Annotated in this window: 10 protein-coding genes and 2 tRNA genes; 5 read left to right on the plus strand and 7 right to left on the minus strand. The window is 64.5% G+C overall.

All coding sequences use genetic code 11. The features are described 5' to 3' along the window. Positions 1 to 76 precede the first annotated feature (76 nt). Positions 77 to 976, minus strand: a complete 900-nt coding sequence (locus JVX90_RS10745; protein WP_240193855.1) for a cobalamin biosynthesis protein — start codon at positions 974 to 976, stop codon at positions 77 to 79. A gap of 37 nt (positions 977 to 1,013) precedes the next feature. Between JVX90_RS10745 and JVX90_RS10750 the strand changes: the two genes are divergently transcribed. After that, positions 1,014 to 1,820, plus strand: a complete 807-nt coding sequence (locus tag JVX90_RS10750; protein WP_205328784.1) for a fused MFS/spermidine synthase — start codon at positions 1,014 to 1,016, stop codon at positions 1,818 to 1,820. 11 nt (positions 1,821 to 1,831) lie between these two features. Here JVX90_RS10750 and JVX90_RS10755 read toward each other — a convergent pair whose 3' ends face one another. Both JVX90_RS10755 and JVX90_RS10760 read right to left on the minus strand, forming a co-directional pair. Beyond that, positions 1,832 to 2,644: a maleylpyruvate isomerase family mycothiol-dependent enzyme gene (locus JVX90_RS10755; RefSeq protein ID WP_205328785.1), complete on the minus strand. Its 813-nt coding sequence runs from the start codon at positions 2,642 to 2,644 to the stop codon at positions 1,832 to 1,834. Beyond that, the gene (locus JVX90_RS10760) at positions 2,628 to 3,005 is read right to left on the minus strand and encodes a hypothetical protein (protein WP_205328786.1); all 378 of its coding nucleotides are present in this window, start codon (positions 3,003 to 3,005) and stop codon (positions 2,628 to 2,630) included. Before JVX90_RS10760 ends, JVX90_RS10755 begins: the two co-directional genes overlap by 17 nt. Before the next feature lie 107 nt (positions 3,006 to 3,112). Between JVX90_RS10760 and JVX90_RS10765 the strand changes: the two genes are divergently transcribed. The 4 genes from JVX90_RS10765 (at position 3,113) to JVX90_RS10780 (ending at position 7,399) form a co-directional block, all read left to right on the plus strand. After that, a tRNA-Val gene (locus JVX90_RS10765) sits at positions 3,113 to 3,187 on the plus strand. Positions 3,188 to 3,718: 531 nt separating this feature from the next. Beyond that, a complete protein-coding gene (locus JVX90_RS10770; protein ID WP_240193856.1) occupies positions 3,719 to 4,402 on the plus strand; it encodes an MspA family porin in 684 nt (227 codons plus the stop codon). A 15-nt stretch (positions 4,403 to 4,417) separates the two neighbouring features. After that, entirely contained in the window at positions 4,418 to 5,503 is a 1,086-nt protein-coding gene (locus tag JVX90_RS10775; protein WP_205328787.1) for a hypothetical protein, read from the plus strand. A 1,806-nt stretch (positions 5,504 to 7,309) separates the two neighbouring features. Continuing rightward, positions 7,310 to 7,399 (plus strand) — tRNA-Ile (locus JVX90_RS10780). 86 nt (positions 7,400 to 7,485) lie between these two features. On the opposite strand, the gene JVX90_RS10785 is transcribed toward JVX90_RS10780, so the two are convergent. From JVX90_RS10785 to JVX90_RS10800, 4 genes are all read right to left on the minus strand, one after another. Beyond that, entirely contained in the window at positions 7,486 to 7,689 is a 204-nt protein-coding gene (locus JVX90_RS10785) for a cold-shock protein (protein ID WP_205328788.1), read from the minus strand. Between the two features lie 97 nt (positions 7,690 to 7,786). Next, positions 7,787 to 8,629: an ABC transporter ATP-binding protein gene (locus tag JVX90_RS10790; RefSeq protein ID WP_205328789.1), complete on the minus strand. Its 843-nt coding sequence runs from the start codon at positions 8,627 to 8,629 to the stop codon at positions 7,787 to 7,789. Beyond that, positions 8,626 to 9,654 (minus strand): iron chelate uptake ABC transporter family permease subunit, encoded by a 1,029-nt coding sequence (locus JVX90_RS10795; RefSeq protein ID WP_205332381.1) that lies wholly within the window; start codon positions 9,652 to 9,654, stop codon positions 8,626 to 8,628. Before JVX90_RS10795 ends, JVX90_RS10790 begins: the two co-directional genes overlap by 4 nt. A 32-nt stretch (positions 9,655 to 9,686) precedes the next feature. Further along, a complete protein-coding gene (locus tag JVX90_RS10800; protein ID WP_205328790.1) occupies positions 9,687 to 10,751 on the minus strand; it encodes an iron chelate uptake ABC transporter family permease subunit in 1,065 nt (354 codons plus the stop codon). Positions 10,752 to 10,784: the final 33 nt, after the last annotated feature.

Here is a 10,784-nt window from a genome sequence, read left to right on the forward strand (position 1 = left end):
GCCCACATTTAAGTTGTTTACAACCTAATTTTGGACGTCTCACCTTCGTACATGACAACAACGCAGCTCAGGCTGGTCAGCGGCGTCGAGCGGTGGCGGCGAGGACTGCGCTCACCCGTTGCACACCACGAGACAGACGGGCTGCAGCACGAAGGTCGGCGGCCAGGGGTGCGGGCCCGTCGCCCAGGGTCGGTCGGTCCTCGGTTCCGTGCGCGTACACAGTGCGTCCGCCGAGTGTCACCCCGAGTGCTCCGGCGAACGCAGCTTCGACCACCCCGGCGTTCGGACTGGGATGCAGGTGCGCGTCACGTCGGACACTGCGCCAGACCGCCGCCGGTCGACCCGCCACCACGCCGACAAGCACCGCCGTGATCCGTGCGGGTACGAGGTTCGCCACGTCGTCGAGGCGAGCAGCCGCCCACCCGAACCGCAGGTGGCGCGGCGATCGATATCCGACCATCGCATCCAGAGTGTTCGCCGCCCGATACCCGAGCATGCCCGGCGCACCGGCGACAGCGCCCCAGAACAACGGTGCGACAGCCGCATCCGAGGTGTTCTCTGCGATCGACTCGACAGCGGCGCGACAGATCCCCGCTTCGTCGAGCCGAGTGGTGTCGCGTCCGACCAGGCCTGCGACGAGTGTTCTCGCGCCGGTGATGTCGCCGGCGTCGAGTGCGTCGGCGATCCGGTCGCCGATCGCTGCGAGCGATGTGCCGCCCAACGCGGTGAACGTCGCCGCCGCAGTGCCGGTGGCGCCCGCGCGTCCAGCGATCACCCCCGCGGCGACTCCGATCCCGATCCAGCCGACGGCGAACACCGCGCCGCGCAGCCGCGAGTCGTCGTACACCCGCTTCTCAACCGCGGAAACACCCGATCCGAACACTGCGACGGGGTGCCATCGCTGCGGATCGCCGAACATTGCGTCGGCCACCGCTCCGAGGCCGATCCCGAGTGCATCATCGGTGGGCAGTCGCATCGGACGATGGTATCGGCCGACGATACGATGATCAGTCATGGCCGCCTCCCACCCCGCACCCACCGCCGGAGTCTTCGACATCTCCACCGGTACCGCGGAACTCGTCCACAGCATCGACGGAGGCTGGCTCCTGTCGATCAACGGCGCCCAGTCGAGTCACATCGACCCGGACCGCCCGGAACAGCTCGACTTCGAGTACATGCGCCAGGCGGCCGCGGCGATCGCCGATCGGTATCGCGAGGCGTCGACACCACTTCGGGTCCTCCACCTCGGCGCCGCGGCGTGTGCGCTCCCCCGATTCCTCGCCCACCGATACCCGCAGTCGCGGCACGTCGCTGTCGAGATCGACGCCGACCTCGCGCGGCTCGCGCGCGAATGGTTCGACCTCCCCCGTGCGCCCCGCCTCCGCATCCGAGTCGGCGACGCGCGGGACGTCACCGAGAGTCTCCTTCCGGAGACTCGCGACGTCGTCATGCGTGACGCTTTCAGTGGCAGCGTGACACCCGAGCACCTGACAACCGCCGAGTTCACACGGGCGGTTCAGAGAGTGCTTGTCCCCGGGGGCCTGTACATCGCAAACTGCGGCGACCGGCGTGACCTGAACTCGGTGCGCTCGGAGGTGTCGACGATCGCCGAGGTGTTCGAGAACGTCGCCCTCATCTCCGACCCTGCGATGTTCAAGGGTCGACGCAGCGGGAACATCGTCGTCGTCGCGAGTGACGGCGCGGTCCCCGACTCCGCCGACCTCGAGCGAACACTGCGAAGCGATCCCGAACCCGCACGGTTGATGTCCGGGACCGCGGCCCGCTCGTTCGGTTCCGGCCGGGTGCGACGCGACGTGTGACCGACCGAGACTCAGATCAGATAGTGCAGGTTGTCGGCGATCGCGTCGCCTATCGCCTTGTCGCCCTCGATGACAACAGTGGCGGCCGTACCGCCCGGCCGTCCACCCGCGAGCCGGGCGTAGTCGGCGAGACTCAAGCGGATCGTCACATCGGCCGGACCGTCGTGCGCCGGAACAACCGCGGCCCGCTCGCCCACCGCGACATGAGCCAGCGACGGCACCAGTCCTACGAAATCGAACGTGACTGCGCTCCCCGCCGGCACGCGCGCCTTCTTCCCCACCACATACGGCAGATTGTGCTCGAACTCGGCGAGAGCGAATCCGGCGGGCTCCGGGACCGTCGGATCACCGAGCCCCAGCGCGTCACGGATGTCGATCTCATGCACCCAGCAGTCGAAATTGCGCACCCGAATGAATCGGCCGTAGCTCTCGGGACCGACTGGAGTGACTGAGTCGGCATTCCAAGCCTCATCGTCCAACGCGTGGAGATCGGCGACCCGTTTTGCGGTGAGCGCGCGATAGTCGGCCATCACCTCGTCACGCGTGCGCGCCCGGTAGTAGTCGAGCCAGTTCTCGTTCAGAACCCCGATCGGGTTCTTCACATGGTCGAGCGACTCGACGTCTCGTATCGATTCGACCGTTCGGCCGTCGAGCATGCTCTCGGTGCCGATGACGTGGGCGACGACATCGCCGACCGTCCACCCTGGAAGCCCGGTCGCGGTGTTCCACTGCTCGTCGGTCAGCGGGGTCACCAGATCGTCGATGCTCTTCCACTGCGCTTCGAGCGCATCGATCAGAGCAGTCTTCTCAACGATGGTCTTCACGTTCTACAGTCCTCCGGTCGGGTTGAACAGTGATGGATCGTACGAAGTCGTGGGCTTCGGTCATGAGGCTTTCCCATTGGTCGGCGTGATCGAGGCCGACATGCATCCACTCACGCATGACACGACCACGCATCTCCATTCGAGCACCGACACCGCCGACGGTGAGAGCGTCGACACGGTCGGACGGCAGCTTGACCACGATCTCGCCACGTCTGGCCACGAACGCGAACACCTTTCCGAGGACACGCACGCCCTCCGACCCGAACATCGGCCCGATGTCGACATCTGGGCGCGCGAAGAGCTTGTCGCACAACGGATCGAACACGTCGTGTGCTCGACGCATCGCGTCTTCGTCCCTCATGTCGTCGAGCGTAGCGGTGCCGCCCGCGCCACAGCGCGCGATTCAGTTTGGGCAAGCGGCGTCCACCCGATAATGTGCCAATGGACGTCACGTGCAACTGACGTCGCGCGCGAATAGCTCAGTGGTAGAGCTCTGGTTTTACACACCAGCGGTCGGGGGTTCGAAACCCTCTTCGCGCACCACGATTTACCAGACGAGAAGCAAGGTGGACGCAGCCTCGGACGCGCTACGTGCCCCCATTCTGCCCACTATCCTCTCGCACCCCGAGCTGCCGCCCTGTGCTCGGCGAGGTCTGCGCGCAGTCGCTCGATTGCGGCCCACGTTTCGGGTCGTCCTCGTACTCCGACTCTGCGAGTGCGTCGTGGGTATAGGTCCAGTCGTCATCCAGGTCAGGCCATGGGGCGACGGCATCCCCCGCCAGGCGCAACGCGTTCCGTGCAACGACACAACACCCCTGCCCGAATGTCGGAAATAGGCCGTCACGAGCGAACCGGACCACAGTCCGTGTCCGGACCGGACAAATGGAAACAACAGCTGAGCTGGGCGTTCGCAGAGCCTTCCGGACAATTGTTTGCCTTACGATTGCCCAAAGAGTCAAATCACTTGCGGGAGCACAGTGCTTCCACCGCACACCGGATCTGTAGTGAGTATCGCCGGTTCGGAAGCGGTTGTTACACAGGCCGATTGGCCTGTTCTGACTTTGGGGGTCACCTATGTTGCGTCGTATCGCGACACCACTCGTCCTTGCCGTCATCGCCGCGTTCGCATTGGCTTCGAGTTTGCTCGCCGGGCCCGCCGACGCCCGGACGCATCACACACGTGAAGGTGTCGACATCACCCTCACCGCATCTAAACTCCGGGCCAAGAAGATCCCCGCCCTGGACTCCTCACCATTCTCCGGCGAAGCACTGCTCTCCTCGGACGTGCACGCCGCCGTTCGCAACATCGACGGCAAGACCGTTCGGGCCACAGTCGAGGTCGGCTACCAGATCGGCTACCCCGTCTCCGTCGCACCGAACGGCGTGAAAGTCACCGCCCACACCCCCGAACTGAAACTGACCGGCGGCCTCAACGCCAAACTCGCCCCCAACGTCACCATCTCCGGCAGCGGCGGCGGAGGCTCGGTCGGCGAGATCGGCGCCGAACTCGGCGCCGAAGCAACCGTCATCCCGTCGGCAGACCTCGAATTCGAGGTCGGCGCCGGCAAGATCACCACCGTCACCCTCGCCGAGATCGCCCTGACCCAGCCGACCGCCGACATCGTCCTGTCCGGCATCGAACTCAACATCACCAACGCCCTCGGACCCATCAGCGTCCGCCCCTACGCCAAAATCAGCGTCACCACCGACACCGGCGTCTACGTCTACTACGACCACGGCCCCACCAGCCGCATCTGACCGGGAGAGAAGACGTTGACAACGAACTACACTCCCGGCCGCGAACGGCACGCCTGGGGAACTCTCATCGCCGGCCTGATTGCACTGACCGCACTAGCGGCAGCAATGGTGCTCGCGATCTCACTCGCACCGGCCTCCGCTGAAACCCCGGCCGAGCGCTGCAAACGCGAAACCTCCGCCTACAACAACGCGTGGAAGAATTCCTGGGCCGCATCACACCCAGGAAAGAAGCCCAGTGACGCACCACCGCCGCCTGTGCCCTACAAGTGCGGCGGAAACAACGACGGACCACCGCCCACGGTGCAGCCGACCACAACCACCCCAGACGCGTCTAGGGAAACTGTTGAGCCATCGACCGAGACACCTAGTGATGGGACAGGTCCAAATATGAACGCGCCGACTGAACGACGCGACCTAGAACACCCCGACTCTGGACAACGAACAATCGGTGGACGTACAACGCCGTCGACATCGGCGCGAACGGACTCACCTGTACCTACGGCACCTTCGACCACAGATCTGCCAGCGCAGGCGAGCGAGGCACCGACGACAGCGCCATACAGCCGCAGCTCCACTTCCGACGACAGAAGCGACCCCTTCAAGAAGAACGTCTCGGACGAGGGCAATAACGACACGTCCGATAGCGCTTGCGTTCGAATCTGGGGAACTGAAACTCGGATCGGATCAAACTGTCATCACTACCGAGAGGAAGTTCGGAAGGTCTCTACTCGCGACTACATCGACTTCAACGACATCGCTGGAACGTGCACCTACGACGAGAACAGCGCGCCGTGCGGCCTCTCGCATACTGCGACGCGCGGCGTAACGGTCGGATTTACCGGCGGGTTTGAAGCGGAGTTCGTGAAAGCCGAGTTGAGCATGTCGGTAGAGGAGTCGATCTCCGTCCAGGTCACGTGCGGTCCGCCACTAAAGCCTGAAACGTCCAAGGGTACAATCGCATTCGTCACCTACTACGAACCGACGTATACGATCGATAAGTACTACGTTTCTGGTGGCGGCCTTGCCGAGCGATCAGATGAACAGCAGGGAAAGCAGGGAAAGGGCGTCCATTGCCAAACAATCGCACGAACCGCCTCGTAGCGGCCTCGCTGGTCGCTGTCGCCGCCCTCGCGGCAGCCGGATGTAGTGACGACCAGCCAGAAGTAAGCCACAATACTTCCAAGGCCGCGCCGGAAGTCTCGGCAGGTACCACCTATCAGTCAAGCCTCCCAGACCTACAGGTAAAGGACCTGGTTGGCCTCACCGCCAACCAGGTGAACGTGAGGATTTTCACCGAACGGTACCGGCTAACTCAGGTAGGAGATGGAAAAGTCCGAGATTTTGGTGGCGTCAAGTTCGCCACCGACCTTCTCAACCTAACCAAACCCCTCGCTCCTACGCGCGCAAGAGAGTTTGACTCGTATGGCGGCAACTTCACCGTTGTTGCGGCCTGCACAACACGCGAGCCAGGCGAAGCATACTCACTGCACATAGGAATACTTCCGCCCGAGCTCGCAACAGAATCAATTATCGGCAAGGGCAAGAGCGGGGACTACACGCACATCATGGACCGCAACACAACATGCCAGTCCTGGGGCCCAATACTGCCGCTCTCCAGAATGAGATAAAGAAGGCCAGTGGAAGCAGCCACAGTAGTCTAACCGACCGGTACCCCGTGAGCTGAGCTACGACATACACTGCTGTGCCCGGCACTCTTTCGAGGAGTGCCGGGCACATGTATACATCTCAGTGTGACCGGCCATGCTCGACGTCGAAGCACCCGCCGTTTCTCGGCCAAAACAGCGGAGCATCGCGACCTTTCATATGCGGAAGCAAGGGGCGTTGTCGGGCGGAAGGTCCGGTAGGGACAACCTCCACGTAGGGGGTGCCGCCGTACAAGGGATCGCCCGCGATGTTGCTGCGGTTCGACCACTCGATATGGACGAGAGCGCCAGCCGCGACAGTCCTCGACTACATCATCATCTTCGTCACGCAGGCGACACCGTTAGTCCACGTCTGCGATGCGACGTGCGAAGCATTTACGCACAGGCGTCCGTAGGCCGAGGACCCCAGCCGTGTGACGGGCTTCTAGTCGGCCTGGGTGTTGCCGGTCTTGACCATGCGCTGACGGGAGAAGCCTTCCGCCCGACGGAGGGATGCTGACGATGTGCATCAGGCGACGCGCGCCTTGGTTTCAACAACCAGGCCCTCACCGGGAGTCTCGTCCCAACGCCAGTCACTTGAACCGTCAAGATGTCACCCGCCGCGGCACATACGTACGGTCCCGATACGGTTCCGCCTACAACCAGGTTGGCGGCGGAAATTGCCTGAGACGTCCTATCGATCACGGATCCCGTTGTTGCGAAGCTCGACCACTAGGTTTCCGGACGCGTCCGCGGTGATGCCGCGCACCGCGACCGACTCAATAACCAAGCCCCAGCTGGAGTCGCACGCCGAACGGGTTTGTCGCCAGTGCCGATCCGCGCGCTGTGTCCTTGCCGGACCCGATGATGCTGATGCGAGGTCCACGTCGGCTCGGTCACGGGAAGCCTGCACTGGGTTGCGAGCTTGGCTTTCGTGACCGCGGTGCCGGCGATCTCCGCCGTCGACACAGTGGCGCCAGTCGGGGTGCGGTCATCTACGAGCCGTGGATCGTCACCAACCACCGCCCGCGTTGCGCCGCCGATCGTCGCCAAGAACGTGAACGGCTTGTTCTTGACATCGGACCATTCCGGCATACAAACCGCCGCCCCCTCCGCGAAGATGACACTCGACTTCTACGGGCGTCTCTATGACGACGACCTGACGGCCGTGGCTGACCGTATGAGCTTGATGGTTCCTGCCCACATTTTGCCCACAGCAACGTCGGAGAACGTAGTAGATCTTGATGTATCCCGATCGACACAAGCGCAGGTGATAGATAATTCGCGCGGTCACGAATCTGTCTGTCCTGGTTTGATACACCAGCGGTCGGGGGTTCGAAACCCTCTTCGCGCACACGCCTGACGCGGCAAGACGTCAGCAACGCCGTCACAACAGAAGAAGCCCCGCACCTTGAAGGTGCGGGGCTTCAGAAGTCTGAGTCAGACTGCGACTACGTCCACTGCCTGCGGGCCTTTGGCGCCCTGCTCGGTGGTGAACTCCACGCGCTGGTTCTCCTCCAGGTTGCGGAATCCGCCACCGGTGATCGAGGAGTAGTGGACGAAGACATCCGCTCCACCGTTGTCGGGAGCGATGAAGCCGAAGCCCTTTTCGCCGTTGAACCACTTGACGGTTCCTTGAGCCATGCTGTGTTACTGCTTTCTTCAGAGTGCGGGGCCAAAATCTGATCACCCGCTGCCTCCAGCATGTCACGGATCGTCGCCTGACGCGACTCTCCGTCGGCTATGCCGGTCTACGGTTCGACTGCGACACGAGTGGGATCACCAGCGGAGTGTGCGATTCAGGGTCGTCGATGATCCGACATGCCAGGCCGAAGACCTCCTCGACGAGATCGGCGGTCACGACTTCGGCGGGCACGCCCTCCGTGACGATCCGGCCGTCCTTCATCACGATCAGATGATCTGCGTAACGACATGCGTGGTTGAGATCGTGGAGGACGGCGACCATCGTGTGCCCCTGCTCGCGGTTCAGTCGCGCGCACAGGTCGAGGAGATCGATCTGGTGGGCGATGTCGAGGAACGTCGTGGGTTCGTCGAGAAGCACCAGCGGCGTCTGCTGCGCCAACACCATCGCCACCCACACACGCTGCCGTTGTCCGCCGGACAGTTCGTCGACGAGCCGACTCGACAATTCGGTGACGCCGGTGGCCGCCATCGCCTCGACGACGGCGGCCTCGTCCGCGGCGGACCACTGTCGGATGAGCTTCTGGTGCGGATACCGGCCACGCGCGACGAGGTCGCCGACGCGGATCCCGTCCGGCGCGATCGACGACTGCGGCAGCAGACCGAGCTGCCGTGCGACCATTTTCGCCGGGTACGACGTGATGGCCTTTCCGTCCAGGAGGACCGATCCCGCGGTGGGCGTCAAGAGGCGCGACAGGGCTCGCAACAGAGTCGATTTGCCACACGCGTTCGGCCCGACGATGACGGTGAACGCCCCGTCCGGGATGTCGACGCTCAACGACTCGCTGATCACGCGTCGGTCGTAGCCGATCGTGAGGTCTCGAGCCTGCAGACGCGCAGACGGCGACGTCCCCTTGGTCATGTCGATGCTCGCTCCGGTCATTGCCGACGCCCTTCCTTGAACAGCAGCCACACAAGATAGATCCCGCCGACGGACACCGTCACCACACCGACGGGGAGAGGGGTCGGCGCGAACGCCCGTTGCGCCACCAGATCACTCGCCACGAGCAGTAGTGCCCCCATGACCGCGGCCGGCGCGAGCCCCACCCCGGGCGCCCCGGTGAGCCGTCGGGCGATCTGAGGCGCGGCCAACGACACGAACGCGATCGGCCCCGCCGCGGCAGCCGCGATGGCCGTCAGCACCACGCCCACCAGGATGAGATAGAGCCTGGTCCCCTCGGCCCGGAGACCGACGGCTTTGGCCGCGTCGTCTCCGAGGTCGAGGATCGGCATTCGGACGGCCGCCACCACCAGCAGCGGGACACACAGGGCTGCGACGATCAGGACCGGTGTCGCGTTGTCCCAGCGGAGGCCGTTGAGGGAACCCGCTCCCCAGACCGACGCCGACATCGCGCGATCCAGGTCCGCTTTGACCAGTATCCAGGCGTTGATCGAGGTCAGCATCGCACTCACGGCGATTCCGACGATGATCAGCCGGAAACCTTGAACCCCGCGCTTGTACGCGAGCAGATACACCGCAAGAGCGGTCGCCACGCCGCCGATCAGGGCGCCCGCCGCCGTCTCGTAATAGCCCTTCTGCCCGATCAGCAGAATCACGACGAGGGCGCCGGTGTACGCGCCGGTATTGAAGCCGATGACGTCGGGACTGCCGAGCGGGTTCCGCGTCACGGACTGGAAGATCGCACCGCTCGCGCCGAGCAGCGCCCCCAGCACGAGTGCGAGCACCACCCTCGGCATCCGCCACTTCACGACGACGGTCGTCTCCATCCGGCTGCCGTCGCCCATGATCGCGGCGAGCACACGATCGGGAGCGATCGGCAGGTCGCCGACACAGAGAGTCACGACGCCGACGGCGATCGCCGCCGTCGCGACGAGTGCACACACGGACACCATCCGCAGGTCGGCACGCACCGACCAGCCGCCACCGAATCCGCGGCCGACCACCATCGGTCGACCGAAGTCGACCCGAGACCTGGAGATCACAGCCCACTGGCCTTTCCGCGACGCACGAGCAGGATCAGGACCGGAGCACCGATCAGGGCACTCACGATTCCGACCTGGAGCTCACCGGGGCGAACGACGAGCCGACCCACGATGTCCGAGACCAGCAGCAGCGTCGGCGCGCCGACCACCGTGTACGCCAGGATCCACCGCTGGTCAGGTCCGACGATCCAGCGTGCGACGTGCGGAACCATCAGGCCGAGGAACACGATCGGACCCGCTGCCGCCGTCGCCGCGCCGCACAAGAGGGTCACCGCGACAACGCCGATCAGACGCGTCCGGTTCACATCCGCGCCCAGAGATCTCGCGAGGTCGTCGCCGAGGGCCACCGCGTTCAGCGGCCGCGCGATCAGCACCGTCAGCACCAGGCCGATGACGATGAACGGCAGGACCGAGCTCGTGACATCGAAGCCGCGCCCGGCGATCGATCCCGCGTTCCACGAACGCATCGTGGCGAACGCCGCCGGATCGAGCAGGACGAGGCCCGACGTGACTCCCGTCAGGACGGCGCCGACGGCGACACCCGACAGCGTGAGCCGGATCGGAGTCGCGCCTCCCCGTCCGGACGAGCCGAGTGCGTACACCAGCACCATCACGAGAATCGCTCCGATGAAGGCGAACCAGACATAAACTCGGATGTCGGTGAACCCGAGCACACCGACGGCCAACGCGACGAAGAACGCGGCGCCTGCGTTCACTCCGAGAATGCCCGGATCGGCGAGCGGGTTGCGTGTCATCGCCTGGATCAGCGCGCCGCCGACACCCAGCGCCGCACCGACGACCAGCCCCAGGACCGTCCTCGGCAGACGCATGTCGCGGACGATGATGTGCTCGTCGGAGTGATCGAACGACCACAGGGCCTGCCAGACAGTACTGAAGGGGATGCTGGTCGAGCCGACGCTCAAGCTGGCCAGGAACACCAGCCCGAGCAGCGCGACGGCGACCAGCAAGCCCGCGGTGATCCGCCCGACCCGCCACCAGTCGACGGGCTTCCGGACGTCGGGAACAGGTGCCGCGCGCGGAGTCTCAGCGTCGACCGTCATCCGTTGCACTCCCGCCCTGTCACGCCATTTTGG

The organism is Gordonia sp. PDNC005, from assembly GCF_016919385.1.
Lineage (GTDB): Bacteria > Actinomycetota > Actinomycetes > Mycobacteriales > Mycobacteriaceae > Gordonia.

Excerpts from the sequence above, each read along its gene's own strand:
- JVX90_RS10745 (WP_240193855.1), bottom strand. The coding sequence starts at position 976 with ATGCGACTGCCCACCGATGATGCACTCGGGATCGGCCTCGGAGCGGTG.
- JVX90_RS10750 (WP_205328784.1), top strand. The coding sequence starts at position 1,014 with ATGGCCGCCTCCCACCCCGCACCCACCGCCGGAGTCTTCGACATCTCC.
- JVX90_RS10760 (WP_205328786.1), bottom strand. The coding sequence starts at position 3,005 with ATGAGGGACGAAGACGCGATGCGTCGAGCACACGACGTGTTCGATCCG.
- JVX90_RS10770 (WP_240193856.1), top strand. The coding sequence starts at position 3,719 with ATGTTGCGTCGTATCGCGACACCACTCGTCCTTGCCGTCATCGCCGCG.
- JVX90_RS10785 (WP_205328788.1), bottom strand. The coding sequence starts at position 7,689 with ATGGCTCAAGGAACCGTCAAGTGGTTCAACGGCGAAAAGGGCTTCGGC.
- JVX90_RS10790 (WP_205328789.1), bottom strand. The coding sequence starts at position 8,629 with ATGACCGGAGCGAGCATCGACATGACCAAGGGGACGTCGCCGTCTGCG.
- JVX90_RS10795 (WP_205332381.1), bottom strand. The coding sequence starts at position 9,654 with ATGGTGGTCGGCCGCGGATTCGGTGGCGGCTGGTCGGTGCGTGCCGAC.
- JVX90_RS10800 (WP_205328790.1), bottom strand. The coding sequence starts at position 10,751 with ATGACGGTCGACGCTGAGACTCCGCGCGCGGCACCTGTTCCCGACGTC.